20 protein-coding genes are annotated in these 17735 nt (G+C 64.2%); 7 read left to right on the forward strand and 13 right to left on the reverse strand.

All coding sequences use genetic code 11. The features are described 5' to 3' along the window. Positions 1-7: 7 nt before the first annotated feature. Positions 8-880: an SDR family NAD(P)-dependent oxidoreductase gene (locus tag J3E61_RS09200; protein ID WP_210083340.1), complete on the reverse strand. Its 873-nt coding sequence runs from the start codon at positions 878-880 to the stop codon at positions 8-10. Between the two features lie 237 nt (positions 881-1117). Here J3E61_RS09200 and J3E61_RS09205 point away from each other — a divergent pair, with 237 nt between their 5' ends. Further along, positions 1118-1576, forward strand: a complete 459-nt coding sequence (locus tag J3E61_RS09205) for a nucleoside deaminase (protein ID WP_210083341.1) — start codon at positions 1118-1120, stop codon at positions 1574-1576. A gap of 174 nt (positions 1577-1750) precedes the next feature. Here J3E61_RS09205 and J3E61_RS09210 read toward each other — a convergent pair whose 3' ends face one another. Genes J3E61_RS09210 through J3E61_RS09220 form a run of 3 tightly spaced genes read right to left on the reverse strand, consistent with a single transcriptional unit; the run spans position 1751 to position 3846 of the window. Further along, positions 1751-2740, reverse strand: coding sequence for a sigma-70 family RNA polymerase sigma factor (locus J3E61_RS09210; RefSeq protein WP_210083342.1), 990 nt, complete (start codon positions 2738-2740; stop codon positions 1751-1753). After that, entirely contained in the window at positions 2721-3461 is a 741-nt protein-coding gene (locus J3E61_RS09215; protein WP_210083343.1) for a DUF899 domain-containing protein, read from the reverse strand. Before J3E61_RS09215 ends, J3E61_RS09210 begins: the two co-directional genes overlap by 20 nt. Before the next feature lie 46 nt (positions 3462-3507). Then, a complete protein-coding gene (locus tag J3E61_RS09220) occupies positions 3508-3846 on the reverse strand; it encodes a hypothetical protein (RefSeq protein ID WP_192724909.1) in 339 nt (112 codons plus the stop codon). Positions 3847-4023: 177 nt separating this feature from the next. On the opposite strand from J3E61_RS09220, the gene J3E61_RS09225 reads away from it, so the two are divergent. Further along, on the forward strand, positions 4024-4740 hold the full coding sequence (locus tag J3E61_RS09225; protein WP_210083344.1) for a hypothetical protein: 717 nt from the start codon (positions 4024-4026) through the stop codon (positions 4738-4740). A gap of 163 nt (positions 4741-4903) precedes the next feature. On the opposite strand, the gene J3E61_RS09230 is transcribed toward J3E61_RS09225, so the two are convergent. The 5 genes from J3E61_RS09230 to J3E61_RS09250 all read right to left on the reverse strand — a co-directional run bounded on the left by J3E61_RS09230 (position 4904) and on the right by J3E61_RS09250 (position 10211). Then, entirely contained in the window at positions 4904-5788 is an 885-nt protein-coding gene (locus tag J3E61_RS09230; RefSeq protein ID WP_210083345.1) for a polysaccharide deacetylase family protein, read from the reverse strand. Beyond that, positions 5785-6918, reverse strand: coding sequence for an NADH:flavin oxidoreductase (locus tag J3E61_RS09235; RefSeq protein WP_210083346.1), 1134 nt, complete (start codon positions 6916-6918; stop codon positions 5785-5787). Before J3E61_RS09235 ends, J3E61_RS09230 begins: the two co-directional genes overlap by 4 nt. After that, entirely contained in the window at positions 6915-8390 is a 1476-nt protein-coding gene (locus J3E61_RS09240) for a cytosine permease (RefSeq protein WP_210083347.1), read from the reverse strand. The genes J3E61_RS09235 and J3E61_RS09240 overlap by 4 nt, the downstream gene beginning before the upstream one ends. Before the next feature lie 65 nt (positions 8391-8455). After that, positions 8456-9586: an asparaginase gene (locus J3E61_RS09245; RefSeq protein WP_210083348.1), complete on the reverse strand. Its 1131-nt coding sequence runs from the start codon at positions 9584-9586 to the stop codon at positions 8456-8458. A gap of 61 nt (positions 9587-9647) precedes the next feature. Beyond that, on the reverse strand, positions 9648-10211 hold the full coding sequence (locus tag J3E61_RS09250; protein WP_210083349.1) for a helix-turn-helix transcriptional regulator: 564 nt from the start codon (positions 10209-10211) through the stop codon (positions 9648-9650). A 167-nt stretch (positions 10212-10378) separates the two neighbouring features. On the opposite strand from J3E61_RS09250, the gene J3E61_RS09255 reads away from it, so the two are divergent. Both J3E61_RS09255 and J3E61_RS09260 read left to right on the forward strand, forming a co-directional pair. Further along, positions 10379-11050: an urea carboxylase-associated family protein gene (locus tag J3E61_RS09255; protein WP_210083350.1), complete on the forward strand. Its 672-nt coding sequence runs from the start codon at positions 10379-10381 to the stop codon at positions 11048-11050. Then, positions 11050-11610, forward strand: coding sequence for a VOC family protein (locus J3E61_RS09260; protein ID WP_210083351.1), 561 nt, complete (start codon positions 11050-11052; stop codon positions 11608-11610). The genes J3E61_RS09255 and J3E61_RS09260 overlap by 1 nt, the downstream gene beginning before the upstream one ends. A gap of 200 nt (positions 11611-11810) precedes the next feature. Here the strand turns inward: J3E61_RS09260 and J3E61_RS09265 are convergent, their stop codons facing one another. Together J3E61_RS09265 and J3E61_RS09270 are read right to left on the reverse strand one after the other, a co-directional pair. Beyond that, a complete protein-coding gene (locus tag J3E61_RS09265) occupies positions 11811-12278 on the reverse strand; it encodes a cupin domain-containing protein (protein ID WP_192724922.1) in 468 nt (155 codons plus the stop codon). A 54-nt stretch (positions 12279-12332) separates the two neighbouring features. Then, positions 12333-13205: an NmrA/HSCARG family protein gene (locus tag J3E61_RS09270; RefSeq protein WP_210083352.1), complete on the reverse strand. Its 873-nt coding sequence runs from the start codon at positions 13203-13205 to the stop codon at positions 12333-12335. Between the two features lie 225 nt (positions 13206-13430). Between J3E61_RS09270 and J3E61_RS09275 the strand changes: the two genes are divergently transcribed. Beyond that, positions 13431-14078 carry a TetR/AcrR family transcriptional regulator gene (locus tag J3E61_RS09275; protein ID WP_210083353.1) on the forward strand — a complete coding sequence of 216 codons (648 nt, stop codon included), beginning with the start codon at positions 13431-13433 and terminating at the stop codon, positions 14076-14078. A 566-nt stretch (positions 14079-14644) separates the two neighbouring features. Beyond that, entirely contained in the window at positions 14645-15154 is a 510-nt protein-coding gene (locus tag J3E61_RS09280; protein WP_210083354.1) for a hypothetical protein, read from the forward strand. A 143-nt stretch (positions 15155-15297) separates the two neighbouring features. Here the strand turns inward: J3E61_RS09280 and J3E61_RS09285 are convergent, their stop codons facing one another. Both J3E61_RS09285 and J3E61_RS09290 read right to left on the reverse strand, forming a co-directional pair. Then, positions 15298-15966, reverse strand: coding sequence for a hypothetical protein (locus J3E61_RS09285; protein ID WP_210083355.1), 669 nt, complete (start codon positions 15964-15966; stop codon positions 15298-15300). 338 nt (positions 15967-16304) lie between these two features. Further along, positions 16305-16688: a helix-turn-helix transcriptional regulator gene (locus tag J3E61_RS09290; protein WP_210083356.1), complete on the reverse strand. Its 384-nt coding sequence runs from the start codon at positions 16686-16688 to the stop codon at positions 16305-16307. A 116-nt stretch (positions 16689-16804) separates the two neighbouring features. Here J3E61_RS09290 and J3E61_RS09295 point away from each other — a divergent pair, with 116 nt between their 5' ends. Then, positions 16805-17638, forward strand: coding sequence for an NAD(P)H-binding protein (locus J3E61_RS09295; protein WP_210083357.1), 834 nt, complete (start codon positions 16805-16807; stop codon positions 17636-17638). The last annotated feature ends 97 nt before the right edge of the window (positions 17639-17735 follow it).

Consider the following 17735-nt stretch of genomic DNA (forward strand, 5'->3'; position numbering starts at 1 on the left):
CCCGATCCTAGATCGGACGGACCGAGGCGGGGACGTCGGTGAAGTCGGCGCTGCGGGCAACCTCAGCCCACTGGCTGACCCCGTCCAAACCCTGTTGATAGGTGGCCGTGAGGCGCTCGACGGCTTCGGCGCCGAGCGGCAGCCGCAGCGGCACGTCATCGGAACGGGTCAACGAGACGATGATCTGCGCGGCCTTTACCGGGTCACCTTCCTGGTTTCCGTCCGCCCCCGCCATGTCGGCGCGCACGTCGGCCAAGATCTCCTGGTAGGTCGGCGAGACCGCGGTGAAGTCGAGCACGTCGGCGGTGTTGAACGCGGTGCGAAACCGGCTGGGCTCAACCAGCATCACGCGGATCCCGAACGGCGCGACCTCGCCGGCCAAGGCCTCTGACCATCCCTCCAAAGCAAACTTCGACGCCGAGTAGGTCGAGACGCCGGGGAAGGACATCCGGCCGCCCTGGCTGCTCATTTGTACGATCGTCCCGCCCCCCTGGCCACGCATGATCGGTAATGCGGCACGGACGAGGGCGGCGGGACCGAACAGGTGCAGGTCCATCAGGTCGCGCAGTTGCGCGTCGGTGACTTCCTCGGCGGCGCCGACGATGGCACGCCCCGCGTTATTCGCCAGGACGTCGAGCCGACCGTAACGGTCGACCGCGGCATGGACGAGGCCAGCGGCTTTGGTGGTGTCTCGGGCATCGAACTCGACGCTTGTGACGCGGTCACCGAAGGTTGTGCTCAGGTCGGCTACGGCGCCAGGATTTCGGACTGCAGCCACGACCTGATCGCCCGCGACAAGGGCGGCCTCGGCCAGTGCACGCCCGAGGCCCTTCGACGCCCCGGTGATGATCCAGGTCTGTGATCCCGTCTGTGTTGTCATGGCCGTGACGTTAGGAGTTCGAGTGCGCTCGAACGCAAGCTCGACCAAAGCGGTGGGTCACAAAGAAGCCACCTACGGCGCCCGGCTCTCTTAATGTGTCCCGTGGAGGTGTCCTGCTTATGCTCGACGGTTCGTTGCGGTACGCGCTCGATGAGGGCGCACCCGTGCTCGGAATTCAGCTTCCTGGTGTGTCTGAGCGGAGCATGCCAAATGCGAAGGGCAGCAGGCAAACACGCAATGCATGCTGAGTACATGCGGCTCGCGTTGGCGCTCGCAGAGAAGGCGACGCGTGAGGGTGAGCCGCCCTTCGGCGCCCTGGTGGTGGGCCCGGACGGAGACGTTGTAGCGGACAGCACCGACCGGGTCGTCGCGGAAGCCGACATGACCCAGCACGCGGAGGTGAATGTGGTGCGGATTGCCTCCCGCGCGATGGGACCGGATCTCAGCGGTTGCACGCTCTATACGACCGTCGAGCCCTGTCCGATGTGTTTCACGTCGGCGTGGCTGGCCAGGATGTCGCGGGTGGTGTTCGGTTGCACGATGGATGCCGTCGATTCAGTCACGCAGGGGCAGCAGCGCGAGTTACGAATTCCCGCCAGCGAGGTGAACGCACGTTCCGGTGAACCAATTGAGCTGCTGGGTGGCGTGCTGGCGGAGGCCTGTCTACGACTATTCGAAAACCGTGCTGACCATTGACCTCGACGCCCTGTGGAACTGGCTGCAATGACGATCCCCGCCCGGGTCGAGGGTCGAGTTGAACAGCCACGTCATGCACAGGGGACAACGGCATCCAGGCTGAAAATCTGATCCATCACGCCGACCCGAAGACTGCTCACGGCGAGGCCTCGAAATCTGTTCGCGCCGCTGCGCCTACGGCATTGACGGTGTTTGGGTTGGCAGTTGCTCGGGCAGGTCAAAGCGCCGCAGCATGTCGGTGTCCATGAAGGCCACGATGCGCCCGACGCCGTGCGGGGAGAGGGTGAGTACGTGCAGGGCGTGCAGGCGATACTGTCCGTCCGGTGCCGTCGGGTAGAGCGCGACCGCGGGTTGTCCGTTGGCCGTGGTGCGTATGACCGGGGTTTCGCCGAAGCCACGCATGTGCGGGCCGAGAAAGGCGCCGATGGCTGCGCTGCCCTCAAACCACGTGAGAAACGGCGGCATTTCGTATCGTGCGTCCTCGGTCAACACCGCGAGCAGTGCGTCAACGTCGGCGTTTTGGAACGCCGCTACATACCGGTCGAGTAGTTCACGCTCCCGCTGTTCAGATGGCTGCACCAGTAAATCGGTGTCCGCCGGCAGGTGCGAACGGGCCCGCTGTAGCGCACTGTTGACTGCGGCCACACTCAGATCGAGCAGCGCAGCGACTTCGGCTGCAGACCAAGCCAATACCTCGCGCAGAATCAGCACCGCGCGCTGCTGGGGAGGAAGAAGTTGCAGCGCCGCGATGAAGGCCAGCCGCATGGTTTCCCGCGCAGCGACCACGGTGGCGGGATCGCTCGTCGTGGCGGCCAGCAGCGAATCCGGGGCCGGTTGCAACCATGTCAGCTTCGGGTCACCGGCGACAATGCGCGCGGCGGGGTCGGCTTCCGGCGCATGCAGGTCCGAGGGCAGCGGGCGGCGCTTGCGACCTTCGAGTGCCTTCAGGAAAGCCCGGGTGGCGATGCGATACAGCCAGGTGCGCAGTGACGAGCGCCCTTCGAACCGGTCGTAGGCCCGCCATGCATCCAGGTAGACGTCTTGGACGACTTCTTCGGCGTCGTCGATCGAGCCGAGCATGCGGTAGCCGTAGGCGATCAGCTCGCGTCGATAGGGCTCGGCCAGTTGTGCGAAATCCTCGCCGTCAAATGTGGTGGTGCTCATGACCTTCCGGTGCCCCATAGGTGTCGTGCCACGGCCATTCGTTGATGTAGCGTTGCCGGCCCAACGGGGTCAGATCCAGGAACCGGTAGGTGCTCAGCATGACATCGGCACCGACGCCGTAGGCCGAATAGGTGTGAAACACCGTGCCGCCGTCCTGGACGAAGACGCTGATGCCTTGACCGTCGGCGCCGTCGTGGACCATGTACTCCAGCCCTTCGCGCACCAGGGTGGCTTTGTCTTTGTAGTTGTATTCGATGGGCGTCTTCGATTCGTCGTTGCTGACGTGGAAGTCGAAATTGAAGTCGCTGCCGTGCGAGGAGTACCACGGCAAGGTCCATCCCATGCGTTCCTTGAACTCGCGCAGTCGCGCGTAGGGTGCCCGCGACACCAACGCCAGCGTGGTGTCGGCGCCCTCGTTGAGATGGATCGGATCGGGCATGTCGTCCACGGCGAACGAGCAACTCGGACAACCCTCTTCGATGTCGTGCAGCCACATGAAGTGGTAGACGATCAGCTGGCTGCGGCCGTCGAACAGGTCGATCAGCGCCACCTTGCCATCGGGGCCGTCGAACACGTAGTCCTTGCCGACGGCCACCGCGGGAAGTGCGCGGCGCTGCTCGGCGAGTTCGGCTAGCTGGCGGCTCGCGGCCTTTTCCTTGGCCAACAACTCCAGGCGCGACGCCAGCCACTCCTCGCGCGACGCAGTATTCGTGATTTTCATTGCGGTTCCTTTCGTCAGCATTACTGAGGAGCCCAGTGGTCGAAACTCATCGGCGCGGCGTGAGATCAGCGCCCCGCCTCGAGGGCTGGCGGCCGCGGTAGGAGCCGATCAACGTCGCCCGCATCACGACAGGTGGTGTGGCGAGGCGCTTTGCGAGTTCGCGGTGGAATTCGCGATAGGCGGCGCAGTCCGCGAATGGGTCGGTGGTTCCGTCGAAGGCAACGGCATGCATGAATCCGACGCCGTCATCGAACATCAACACTTGATAGTCGACTCCCCCGGGATCTCGGGCAGCCAGTTCGCGTAACACGTCCTCGATCAACTCGCGGTTGCGCTGCGCATCTTCGATGGTCGTGAAGTACTGCACTACAGCGGCTCTGTTCATCACATACCTCCCACACGTACAGAGGCCTGAGGGCTAACAGACTCATCGGCCACAACCACCACGGCGGTGATGCCGAGACGGCTGCTCAGGCCCATGTGCCGCGGTATGGGCGATGAGTTTCAGTCACTCACTACCTCCGTATGTCGCAGAGACGTGCTACTAGCCACAGGAGGAGAAATGAACGACCTACTCGAGAGCGCAGTCGCCGCGCATGGGGGCCTGGACCGATGGCACGACCTCAAATCGATCACCGTGGACGCCTCCATCACCGGCGCCCTCTGGTACGTCAAGGGCAAACCCGACGTTCTCAAGGACGTGCGTCTGACAGCCGACACCACACGACAGTTGCTCGCGATGGACTTCGTCGGCCAAGACAAACGGTCGGTGTTCGAGCCCTCTCGCGTCGTCATCGAGCACAGTGACGGCAGGATCATCGAGGCGCGTGACGAGCCGGAGAACTCGTTTGAGGGCCATCAGCTCGAAACCCCGTGGGACGATCTGCACGTCGCCTACTTCACCGGCGAGGCGCTATGGACCTACCTGAACACGCCGTTCCTCTACACCTGGCCCGGGTTCACCACCGAAGAAATCGCCCCGATCGAGGTCGACGGTGAAACCTGGCGACGGCTGAAAGCGACATTTCCCAAATACATCAAAAGTCATACCCGCGAACAGATCTCATGCTTCGGCCCCGACGGACTGCTACGCCGCCATGACTTCACGATCGACGTGATCGGCGGGGCGACCGGCATGCTCTACGCCAGCGACTACCGGGACGTCGACGGCATCATCATCCCCACCACGCGGCGTGGCTACGCCTGGCAGGGTGACTACCAGCGCGTCCCGGAGCCACTGCTGGTCGCCATCGACATGGGTGCCATCACCATCGGATGACCACACATCGCGACCACACCGAAGCTGAAGGGGTATTGCCTATTGATTCAAGTGCCACACAAAGTCGAAGCACTCAACGCCGACAACGCAACTCGAGATATCGGCGCCGCTCTTGACTGGCCCGAAATCTCCACGACCTCAACAGCGCGATGGATCCCGAATACTATTCGGAGACAGGCGCTATGAGGATTCGTTGCGCCAGCGCATCGCATCGGAGGATGTCGACGTCGCGGCATTCGTGCGCGAAGGCGATGAGGTCGGCGATGACCTTCAGCCGGGAGGGGCGGCCGCTGAGGAAGGGGTGAGCGCAGATGTTGCAGAGGCTGCCGGTGGTGCGCATGGCATCGAGTTCGCCGGTCCATAGTTCCCGAACGGTGGACGGAGTGTTGATGACTTGGCCGATGTCGGGTTCTGGGAGGAAGGCGTATTGCTCCCAATCGTCGAGGCTCCAGTGCACGGGTAGTTCGGCGATGCGGCCGGCGGGGTGGTCGATCAGGTAGGGACGGTCGTCGTCCATCAGGCTGGAGTCGTAGGTGAGTCCGCTTTCGATGAGCAGTTCGAGAGTCCTGGTGGTGAGTTGCCAGTTCGGCGCTCGGTAGCCCACCGGTTGAGCCCCCAGAGCATTGAGTGCTTCCATGTTGGCTTGGAGGTCGTCGGCCTGTTGAGCGTCGGACATGGTTGTCAGGGGTTTGTGTAGGTCGCTGTGCAAGGCGACTTCGTGTCCGCCGGCCAGGATGGCTTCAACGGCGTTGGGCCAGCGTCGTGCGCTTTCCCCGGGCACGAAAAAGGTTGCTGCGACGTCAGTTTCGGACAGCAGGCGCAGTATGCGGGGCAATGCGGTCTGGGGCCCGTAGGCTTGGTGCGACATCGTTGACAAGTCATACGCGGCAGCCTCGGACCGGGCTAGCACAGCGCTTTCGGCGTCGAGGTCGAAGGTAAGAGTCAGTACCGCGCTTGCCCCGTGGCGCCATGTCTCGGCAGCGTCGCGCCGCCAGTTCCGTAAGCCGGACTGCTTCGGGCTGTCGTTGGGGTGCATCGTGGTGTTCATCGTTTCGTTGTAGCGTGCCGTGCACGCGCGTGGTCGGTGTTGGCCAGGGTTGCCGACGGGGTGATGAAGTCGGCAACAAACGCGTCCGGGGTGTCTCCGTCCCTGACGCGCGTGGGCCACGCGGGATCGGCCAGCGCGGGTCTTCCGAGGCTGACCAGATCCGCTTCGCCGTCGGCCAGGGTTTGTTCGATGAGTTCCGGTGTGTGCAAGCCGCCGTTGACGATAACGGGCAGGCCAGTGCTTCGGCGTGCCAAGGCGCCAAGGGCTGTACCGTCTGCGGCGCGGCCGCTTTGTGTCCAGGGGCGCCCCTCACCCGCCAGATGAAGGTAGGCGGGTTTCGCCGCGGCAATCGTGGTGTAGATGTCCTCGGCTTCTCGCGCGTTGACCCACTTGTGGTGTGAGTCGTTGACCTTGGCCTGTGACAGGCGCACCCCCACCGGGGCCCTGTCCTGAGTGCGCTCGATGACGGCAGTGATGACCTCCGCGGTCAATCGTGCTCGGGCACAGGCGGATCCGCCGTAGCGATCGCTGCGCGTGTTGGTGTAGTCGGTCAGGAACTGGTCGAGCAGGTAGCCATTGGCTGCATGCACCTCGACACCATCGAACCCGGCCTCCTCGGCTAGAGCAGCCGACCGGGCGAACCCGTCAACGATGTCTTCTATTTCCGACTGGCTCAGCGCTTGTGGGGTGGAATAACTTCCGCTGCCCCCGTACTCGGGCATCTTCGCTCCCCGCGGTGTGACCGCGCTGGGGCCCAGGGTCGTTTGTAGGTGTTGAGAAAGCGCACCGGCGTGCATGATCTGGGCGAAGATGATCCCCCCGCAGCGGTGCACCGCGGTGGTCACCGAGCGCCAACCCTCCACGGTGGCAGTGGAGGTGAGTGCGGGCTGATTGGCGTAGCCCTGCGCGGCCGGGCCCGGAGGATAGATCCCTTCGGTGATGATCATCCCGAAACCACCCTCGGCGAATCGTCGGTAATAGTCGGACATCTGCGCGGTGGGGACGCCGTCGCCGCAGGTGCTCACCCGCGACATCGGTGCGACGACGACCCGGTTGGCCAGCTTGAGCGTGGACAGGGTGAACGGCGAGAACAGCTTCGGGAACTGCTCGCTGGGTCGGGCGCTCGTCATAGCGCCTCGTCCCACGCTGCCGACGTGGCGATGACGGGCCGCTGAGGGTGCATGGTTTCGTCCGCCGAGGCGTTGATCGGGATGGTCTTGTCCCGGCTCCGGTTGTGGCGGTTGAGAAGGTAGAACGCGGCACCGGCCACCGCGAGGGAGACGGCGAAGGCGATGTCGACTCCGTCGAGTGCTCGGGCGAGCGGACCTTGGTAGAAGGTAAGCACCATGAAAGGGATCTCGGAGGCGACGCCGAGCGCGTAGGCGGTCAGGCCACGCCAGGCCCAGTGCCCGTAAACCCCGTCGGGATTGAGGATCTCGGAAATGTCGTAGTGACCCCGGCGGATGAGAAAGTAGTCGACCAGGTTGATGGCCGTCCACGGTGCGAGCAGATACAGCATGATCAGCACGGAGTTGTTGATCGCTGCCGAGATGTCGTGCACGACCCACACACCGACGACGGTCGACACGGCGCCCAGAATGAGGGTCGCGACCACTCGCCGTCGCCACGTACCAAAGCTGGGGTGAAAACAGTTGACGGCGGTCAAGACGGTCAGCGTCGCGCTGTAGGTGTTGAGTCCCATCGTGGCCACCAGCGCCAGTCCGCTGATCACCACCAGGGCCGTGCCGGCGCCGGGGATGACGTTGTTGGTGGCGTCGTGGACTCCGACGAGGGTGTCGGACACACCGAATCGAGCGCCGAGCCAGGCGCCGAGCGCGATCATCCAGATCGCGGAGACGGAGGCACCCCAGTAGATGGTCGAGATCAGCGACCGCGAGGACACCTGGACGGGGAGGTAGCGGGTGTAGTCGGAAACGATGGGGGCATAGGTGATGTTGTAGCTGGCGCCGATGGTGAACATCACCACGTATGCGCTGAGGTTGAAGCCCAGCTCGTGGTTGGGTTGGCCGCCAGCGGCTCCTGACAGCATCCCGACGGTGAGGACGAGCCAGAACGGCAGCGACGCCCAGAACAGAATTCGGAAAGCGCGGTGTAGCCAGTCATGCCCCCAGGCGGCCAACGCGATCGACAACACGCCGATCGTGAGCCCGAGGACGGTGGCGTTCCAGCCGAACAGCGTGTGGAATCCGGCGTCGACTAGCACCGTGTCGACGACGTTGTACCCGAGGAAGGTGAACACGGCCGCGAACAGGATGACGATCACCCCGCGGTAGCCCAGCTGCGCCCGGGACTGGATCATCTGCGGAAGGCCCAGGTTAGGGCCTTGCGAGCCGTGCAGCGCGAGGAACACGGTGCCGAACAGGACCCCCAGCGTGGCCCCGATGATCGTCCATCCCAGGCTCAGACCCAGGCTGGGGCCGACCAGGCCGAGCGCGACGGTCAGTGGGTGGAAATTGCACAGGAACCAGAACGGGCCTTGCTGGCGGGTCTTGCCGTGGCGCTCCTGCGGCGGAATCCATTCGATGGAGCGGCTCTCGATACCGCCGGGTCGCAGCGCAGCGGTGGTGTCGTCGGGATGCATGGCGAGTCCTTTCAGGTACAGATGTTTCGCGGAGCGGGTTGACGGGCTGATGGTCGTGATTCGAGTTACAGCTGAAGCCGTTGTGCCGCTGCAGGTTCGGCGGCCAACGAGGTAAACCGTTCACGCACACTGCGGTGGCCGTCACCGTCGGCCAACAGCGCCATCAGGGCGATGCGCGCCTGGCTCGGGCGCATCCATCCGGCGGGGATGGCGCCGGCGGCCACTAATTCGCGGCCGCCGCCTTGGCCTCCGTACAGCGGAGAGATGGATCCGCGGTGGACTCGCGACGACACCACCACGATCAGACCGGCGCCGGTGAGTTCGGATACCGCCGACACAAGTGGTGGTGGCGCATTGCCGCTGCCCGTGGCCTCCAGAATCAGCCCCCGGGCACCTGCGGCCGCGTGTGCGCGCAGGGCGATGTCGTCGGCGCCTGGATATGCAGCGACGATGTCAACGCGCACCGACGAAAGGTCAGCACACTCCGTCACGGCGGGGAGGGGCGCGACCGGGGAAGCTTGTTGGGCGAACACAGGGTGCCCGTCGCGCACGGATCCGACCGGCCCGAAATCGGGCGAGTCGAACGCCGCACGTGCGGTGGTGTCGACCTTTCGGGTGCCGGCTGCGGCGAAGACGAGTCCGTCGAAGACCACTAGGACGCCGCGGTTTCGTGCCGAGGTCGACGCCGCGACGATGACTGCATCACGCAGGTTCGACGGGCCGTCGGGCTCGGGGGCATCGGCCGGCCTGATAGCGCCGGTCACGACCACCGGTCGGGAATCGCCGTGCAGCAGCTGCAGCAGATAGGCGGTCTCTTCGATGCTGTCGGTGCCGTGGGTGATGACCACTCCCGCGACGTGGGGCGCGCTGAGGTGCTCTGCCACGGCCTGTCGCAACCGGTCCCAATGTTTTGCCGTCAGCGCGAAGCTGCTCTCCATGAAAACCGGAACGGTGCGCACCTCGAAGTCCGCGAAAGCGGGCAGCCTCGCGATGTGTGCGTCGCCGGAGCGCAACACACGGCCCGCCCTGGGGTCGGTGACACTGGCGATGGTGCCTCCAGTGGCAAGCACCACGACGACGGGACGGGTATCGGCAACCGCGACTCGCGGAGTGCACGGTCCCGACGGTTCGGTCAAGGCACCGTGTGGTGAAAGCCTCGAGGCAGAACTGGCGGTGGTGCTGGGCGATACGGCCATGTGACGCTCCTCCTGTCTAGGAGGAGCCTCGCATGGGTTATACAAAAAGGCAATACCGAGATCAATATCCGGCGGGTGTGATGATCCACAGCGCGCGGACCTCTGCGGCGCCGGTGTTGTGCCAGGCGTGCGGTACGCGGCAGCTGAAAGTCAGCGCATCCCCAGGCTGAAGGACATATCGGACATCCTGTACCTGGACCTCGAGAATTCCAGTGAGCAGCACGATGCACTCCTCGTCGCCAGGGTGACTGTAGGGCTCGTCGCCACTACCGGCGCCGGGACTGATCACCGTTTCGAGAACCTCAAGACGACCCGAACGCGTGGGCGACAGCAACTCGTCGGCAACCCCGTGGCTGCGGATGATCCGCCGTTCGCCGGCTCGCACCAGCGGTCCTGTGTCATCCGCGCCGTGGAACAGATCAGCCACCGGCTGACCCAAGGCCTGCATCACCTTGGACAGAGTGCTCACCGTCGGACTGAGCTGACCGTTCTCTAGCCGACTCAGATACGCCGGTGTCACATCGGCGAGCGAGGCAAGCTGGCGAGCGCTGAGACCCTTGGCGAGGCGAGCGGCACGCAGCCGCTGTCCGACGGCGGGATTGACCGAATCGGGTACCGCACTCATAATTGCCCTTTCGCGCAATGTGAAATACTATCGTATAACGACGGTAACTATAGTTTACCGCTGCTTTTACCTGCCATCGCTCAACCAGGAGTGCCACCTATGAATCGTGTGAGACCACAGCTGGCGATCGTTGCACCCGTGCCGGTGCGTGTGGAACGGCGTCGCCGATGACGGTTGAAGTGGTGCACCCGCGCCACGCGCGCACCATCGAGGGTGGCCGCGGCGGCAGTGTGGTCTTACGAGCCGGACAACGCCTGCACGTCGTCAACACCCTCGGATATCAGGTGGTCGACACCTGGGCGCTTCGTCTCGACGGCGCCGCCGCGTTATCGATGTCGCATAGCCGATTAGCGATGGGCCGGCTGAGCCCGCTCGTCGGTGACACCCTGGTCGATGACCGCCGAATGGCGATGTTGACCCTGGTGGCGGACGACAGCGGCGGGCTACACGACACGCTGATCGCGGCGTGCGACCCGGAACGGTATCGCGCCTTGGGATTTCGAGGATGGCACGCCAGCTGCGCGGAGAACTTCCGGCACGCGGCCGAAGGGGTCGCGCTCAGCGGTACGGCCGCTGGGGTGGTGCGACCAGCGCTGCACACCGTGCCGGATCCGCTGAATCTGTTCATGGCGGTCGAGGCGTCGCCGTCAGGCGAGCTATCGCTCAAGTCGTCGGTGGCCGCCCCGGGCAGCCGGGTGATCCTGCAGGCGCACCAAGACGTGGTCATCATCGTCAGCGCGTGCCCGCAGGATCTCGTTCCGATCAGTGGAAACGAAAGTCCCCCAAGACTGGTCGATCTGTACGTCGACGACGCCTCATCCAGAAACGGAGAACGGTAATGGCGCAGGACCCCGCAGCTCTTCCCACGGTGCTCAACGAGTTCGAGATGGACAACAGCTTCCTCGGCAAGATCATCGAGGTCTGCCTGGTCACCGAAGACGCGCAACGCACCATGGAAGGCCTTGTGCGGCTGGGCATTGGACCATTTCGGGTGTACACGTTCACATCGGAAACAGTCACCGAGCAGACCTATCGCGGGGAGCCGAGCTCGTTCAGCCTGACGGTCTGCTTCGCGACCAACGACGACTTGACCTTCGAGATCATGCAGCCGCTCTCGGGCCGCACCATCATGCGCGAATTCCTGGACCACCACGGCGAAGGCATCCACCACATCGCGTTCGACTGCAACGGCATTCCGTGGGACCAGCGTCTGAAACTCTTCGCCGACCGCGGCTTCCCCGCCACGCAAAGCGGTCGTTGGCTCGACCAGAACTCGTTCTCATTCTTCGACACCGAAGCGGCCACCGCCACGTGCTTCGAGACCTATCACTTCCCTGACGGCTTCGCCTATCCCACGCCCGATCGCTGGTATCCCGCGCCGCCACCCGGCGAACAGTGACCTTGTGGCGGGATGACGGGCCGTTTCCCGACATCGCTCGTCTAGTGAACCGACGTACTGCTGAGCCGAACAACCGCGGGGTGAGGCCTCGACAGCCTGGCCAACATGAAGGCGGAGCGCAATCCAGAGCTGGGCCGCACGATGGGATAGGTCGAAAGTCGGTGCAAACCCCACAGAGTGGCAACCTGTCGGGTCGGAGATCAACGCGGGGGGCCAAGAATAACCTGGCCGAATTCCCTTGCCCCTTCTGCCATCTTCGCGGGCGAAATCTCGAAGTCGTCCGGTCGTGGCGTCGCCAAATCGCGCCCGGAGTGCCGGAACATACCCTCGATTCCTGCCGGAGTGTTGATCATCAGCAAGTCTGCCGTCTTCGACGTGATGCGGTATGCGTGCGGAATGTTCTTGGGCAAGAACACAATCCCACCCTCGGATAGCTCCATCTCCTGGTCGTCAACCCACACCAGTGCGGTTCCCTTAATCAACATGAAAACCTCGTCTTCGCGGGTGTGCTTGTGGTAGGGCGGGGCTTCACCTTCGTTGACATCAAAGCGTCCGACCATCAATTGCCCGCCAGTTGCCTTGCCGTCCAGCAAGATTGCCAACGTGCCACCGTCGAGCCATTCCAGTTTTTGCTGCTGCTCGGGTTGAGCCAGGTACGCCATGCTCATATCGGGTCGCCTTTCATGACTGGCCAGCTATTGGGTCTGGCGTTTGTGTGGTTGCTACGCTCCCCGATCAGGTGAAAGGTTCCAGTGCTCATTCAGCCATTGTTCGAATGTCTGCAATCGAGGGGCGAGTTTCGCGGTGAGCGGCCGATCTGCTTGATAGGACGGTGGCGTGGCGAACCACTTGAACATGGCTCGCAGGTCGTCGTCGCCCGCAGCTGTGAGCGGCAGCTCTTCGAAACGGGCGGGCGCTCCTGCTCGGCGTCCGAAGGCGTCGGCAATCTGCGAGCCGGTCAACTCGTCACCAGCAATCTCGACCGCGCCCGTGGGTACGCGAGACGGGTCGATGAGTACCGCGGCGGCGACGGCGCCAATGTCATCGACGGCCACCATTTGCAGCGGAATGCCGTCGGGCATCGGGAGGCGCACGATCAATACGCCGTCCTCATGCGCCGACGACTGGCTAAGCAGGTTGTCGTAGAAGAACGTCGGTCGCACGAACGTGGCTGGTAATCCAAGACTTTCGATGTGCTCCTCGACGCGGCGCTTGCTCTCGAAGTGCGGAATCCCGGTGTGCCGCTCCGCGCCGCCCACCGAGCTGTACACGAGATGCTCGACACCGGCGGACTTGGCCGCATCCGCGATCAGGATGCCATCGCTGATCTCACCCGCCGTGCCCCGACCCGAGGCCATCGTGGCCATCGCGAAAACACGTGCAACACCGTCGAAGGCCGACTGGAGACTTGCCGGTTCGTCGAAATCGGCGACGGCCAGCTGCGCTCCGGCAGCTGCGAGTGCCTGCGCGGCGGGCTTCTGCGGGTCGCGGACCAGCGCCCGCACCGTCACCCCAGCGCTCAGCAGAGCCCGCGCGGTCGCGCCGCCTTGCTGACCGGTTGCTCCGACGACGGCGTACACGTCAGATAGCGCCACGTTCTTCTCCGCTCAGCGAGGTATGGCAGCTGCGTCGTTGCGGTTGCGGCGACGCTCAGGAGCGGACGAAATATTCCGCATAACGGTAGCGTAGGTCGCTCACCCGTGTTTCGGCAACGCGAAACCGCTGCCGTCGCGACGACCCGTTGAGCCGACAACAGCGCCTGGTGTTGAACCAACCAACTGCTGTGCTGGTCGGTCCGGGTGCTGTGTGACACTCGAGAGATGACCGCCGAGCTGCAGCCGCGTCGCCGCGCGGTGCGGCGCGACGCGCTCGTAAACCGGGAGAAGATCCTGCGTGCCGCAGCCGAATCGATGGCCCAGCACGGCCTCAACGTTCCGCTTGCCGACATCGCCAAGGCTGCCGGCGTCGGTGTCGGTACGTTCTATCGCGGGTTCCCGGACCGCACGGCGCTGCTGCACGCCCTCGAGCACCGCTCGTACGACATGCTCATCGACATCCTCGATCGGATCGATGAGTCCGGGCAGACCGGCGCCGACGCGATCGAGACCTACCTCCTCGAAAGCCTGAAGCTCGGCCACCAACTCGTCCTCCCGTTGCGCGGAGCGCCACCGCTGACGTCGGCGTCCGCCGTCGCCGCCCGTCGACGAATCAATGCGTCCCTCGAACGATTCCTCGCCGACGGCCGCATCGCCGGCACCGTGCACACCGACGTCAACGCCACTGACGTCATCGTCTGCGCGGCCATGACCGGACAGCCGTTACCCCACGGCCCCGCGTGGCCCACCATCGGCCGCCGCCACCTCAGCCTGTTCGTCCGCGGCCTGCGATCACCCGACGAACAGCCGCTCCCGGGACCACCCGTCACCCGCGACGACCTCGAGACCCAGTTCGCCGCGGACGCAGACTGAGTGCCGATCGAACCCACCGATGGTGGAATACGTTCAGTGCCGCGCATGGGCCAAGGTCGGCGATGGTCGGTTCGCGGGCGCTCTACGCGAAATCTCTTGTAACACAGGTGGATTGCTACCGCGGAAGCCGTGCTTGTCATAGTCGACGGGCGTTGGATAGCAGCGTCGCGATTGCGAACGTCCTAGGCATCAGTCCGACCCGCGACGCCCCGCTGGGAACCGAAAGCGGCTGTAGCTTCTCAGTTCCGTGTCATATGCCGATGCTGCGCGCGGTCAATCGCCGCCAGCCGAGGGTTTCGGTGACTCTGCCATTCCTGCCAATCGACAAGCGTCGCACCGAACTCCGCCCCATCGCTAGGCAACAGGGCGCCGTCCACGTCCAGGAACAGCAGCGCCCGGCCGTCCACCCCACCTCGCCGGGATCACCGAGCCGACCTTTGGAAGGGGCCAGTACTCGCTGACCCTTACGGCAACGGACAGGCCTTCGCATCGGTAGGAACTCGCACGGCGTGAAAACCCATTATTGCCAGCAGACCGCACGAGTGGCATAACTAAAATTCCTCGGCATGATCGATGAGTCGAGGGCCCGCGAGTTGGCCAGCGGCGCGTTCGGAGCCCGGGAAGTGGTCCTTGGACGCGCCCGTGAACTAAACGACGGGTGGTTGTTTCCCTGCGTGACCAAGGGAACTCAACTCTTCAGCGGCATCATTGTGAACAAGAAGACGGGCCGACTCCTTCCCGTGAGCGCCCAATCCCCGATGAGCAACGACCTCACCCTCTACGACCGCGGTTACCAGTTCGACAACTACGACCTCGTGGTCCTGACCGTCGAAGACCTGGACCAAACCGTGCACGTGCTCACTGCCCTGCACATAGTCACCATTGACACGTACTACAAGAACGACCGTGTCTACCGGGTCGGGCGACCACTCACCGAAACCGAAGTCCGCGATCGCCTTTCGCAGCTGCCATCCGTTTTCAGCGGTAGGTTTGACTTCCAAATCGAGAAACTCGAGCAGGCCCGCGAGGCCGGCTGGTTCTCGTTCAAAGTGTTCGAGTACCGCGGCAAGCAATAGGCTCGCGCCCCAACCCGCGTTCTTGCACCCGCGTAGCTCCGAGACCCGCTGCATCGAGGCATGCAAATCCAGTCTCTCACATGCGACGTCGTGTGATTTTTTCGATGGGCCCTGCAGCGGTGCTCGGCGCTCCAGCGCGGAAGTCAACAGCCTACGGTGTCGAGCACATGCTGGTATCGCGGGCGCGACGGAGAATCCGGCGGATATGCGGTCACCAACAATTGCTTCGCCCTCTCGGGCTCGCCCAGTACCAGGAACGCGGCCGCGACGACGACGGGCTCGGCGCCCCACTGGCCGTCATTGCCCCCGAACTTGTCTATGAGCGCCGCCTTCGGCTCAGCGAAGGCCCGCACCGTCCGTCGTGCGTCCAGATGCGGCAGTACGCCGGTGCGCAGGTAACCCTCGATCGTCGGCGCGTGCGCGTCCAGTTCGGCCGGAGTCCGGAACGTCATGATCGGCGGATTCCTGACCAACGTGCCCAGCAACTCGCGCTGGACCAGCTCGTGCTTGCGGCGCACGAAGGGCTCGCCCCGCAAATCAGCCGCCTTCGCCCCGACTTCTGGCAACAGCAGCGAGGTGAACAGCGTGAGCTGCACAGCGTCTTTGGCGTATCGGGGCCGCATTATCAGGTCGAAATCGATCCGTTGCTTGCCCTCGTCGATCTTCCTCGTGTAGCCGATACTCTTGGTCGGCCGCGTGAAACCCTCGGCCCACAGCGTCTCATCCAGCCGAGCCGCCATCATCCCCCGGAGCCAGGCAGTCGCCGTCGCCCGGGCAATGAGCTCGGTCTCGTTCACCGTGAGACGCTTCACAGCTACACACCTACCACCGGTACGCCCATTCTGCTGCCGACCGTGACCGCTTGGACCCAGTCTCGGTGTGGTGTCCACGCATGTGCCGAGCCCGTGTTGTCGGTCAACACGTTCCTCGGCCAACTACATTACTGCTTGCAGTACCTCCGAATGGTCAACGCCGCCAAGGCTTTCGCGTGCCCAGCCGAGTAAGTCTCCGCGTCACATGCAGGACTCGGCCCGAGTGGGCTCGGTCCCCAAAGTAGTTCAGTCCTCAGACTTGACACGCCGACTACGCCGGCCGACATACCGGACGCTCACTGGGGGCTGAAGTCCGAGCCGCGCGCCCACGATGTTGGTCATCGGCGTTTTCGTTGCCGCTTTGCGTCGAAGCTGCGGCGTGCTCTTTCGACGTCACTGAGGTTGTCCGACCAGTTGGCCAGGGCGGCGAAAACGGGCGACAGGCTGCGTCCTAAGTCGGTGATGTCATAAACCACGCGGGGCGGAACTTCTGGATGGTAGGTCCTGGTGATCAGCCCGTCACGCTCCAAAGCGCGCAGCCGCTCGGTGAGGACCTTGGGAGTGATTGTGGCGATCTGGCTTTCGAGCTCCGTGAAGCGGTGAGGCCCGTCGTGGTGCAGGGTCCACAGGATCGCGGTGGTCCACCGGCTGAAGATCAGCTCGACCACGGGGGTGATCGGGCAGGCCAGTTCCGGGGGAACCGATCCAGACGGTATGTGCATTGTGCGTTTGGCCACAAGTTGCCTCTGAGTCCAATACTTTCTTCTAGGTACCTACTATGACCGTCATAGTAGCGTCGGCCGCACTGGATTTCGGTTCATCTTCCAAAGGAGCGGTCATGATCGTGATCACGGGAGCTACCGGCAATGTCGGTCGTCCACTTGTTCGTATGTTGAGCGACCGCGGTGAACAGGTCACGGCCACCGCGCGTGCAATCTCCGTGGCCGACGTGCCGCCGGGTGTGACCGTTCGGCGCGTCGATCTGACCGTTCCGTCGACGGTGAGCCCCGCGATCGCGGGTGCCGAGGCGGTGTTCTTGTTGACGCCGGCCGACATGCATGCCGAAGACGGACAAGCCTTTCGCGCCCTCATTGATGCGGTGCGCGGAGCCGGCGTAGCGCGGGTGGTCTTGCTGTCGTCACAGGGCGTTGCGACGGGCCGTCATCCCGCTGTATTAGAGGACATTGTCAGGCAGTCCGGTCTCGGGTGGACGATTCTTCGCCCTGGCGGATTCGCATCCAATGCGCTGTGGTGGGCTGAAGGTGTTCGGCGACAACGGGTTATCGCCGCACCGTTCGCCGATGTCGGATTGCCGGTCATCGATCCTGCCGACATCGCCGCGGTCGCCGCGGTCTGCCTTCGCCGGGCGGGTCATGAGTCACAGACGTATGTGTTGACGGGGCCTGAACCGATCACGCCCCGCCAGCAGGCCGCGGCGATCTCGAATGCCTTGGGTGGTGCGCCCATCGAGTTCGTCGAACAGACACGAGCGCAGGCGATGGCTGAGTTACAGCGTGTGATGCCGCCGGTGGTGGCCGAGCGGACGCTTGACGCGTTGGGCGCGCCCACGCCCGAGGAGCAGCAGGTGCCGCAAGACCTGCCGAGGGTTCTCGGCCGCAACGCCGCCCCATTCGCCCAGTGGGTCTCGCGCCATGTGGACGCGTTTCGGTAGGCCGGTCGCCGGCGTCGGTTGCGCTGCCGAAACAGCGCACGTGCAGCAAAGCCCCCAAGCCTGACAGGCATCCGGGCGGTATGTACGACGATTCCCG

The sequence above is a fragment of the Mycobacterium sp. OAE908 genome, from assembly GCF_017872775.1.
Lineage (GTDB): Bacteria > Actinomycetota > Actinomycetes > Mycobacteriales > Mycobacteriaceae > Mycobacterium.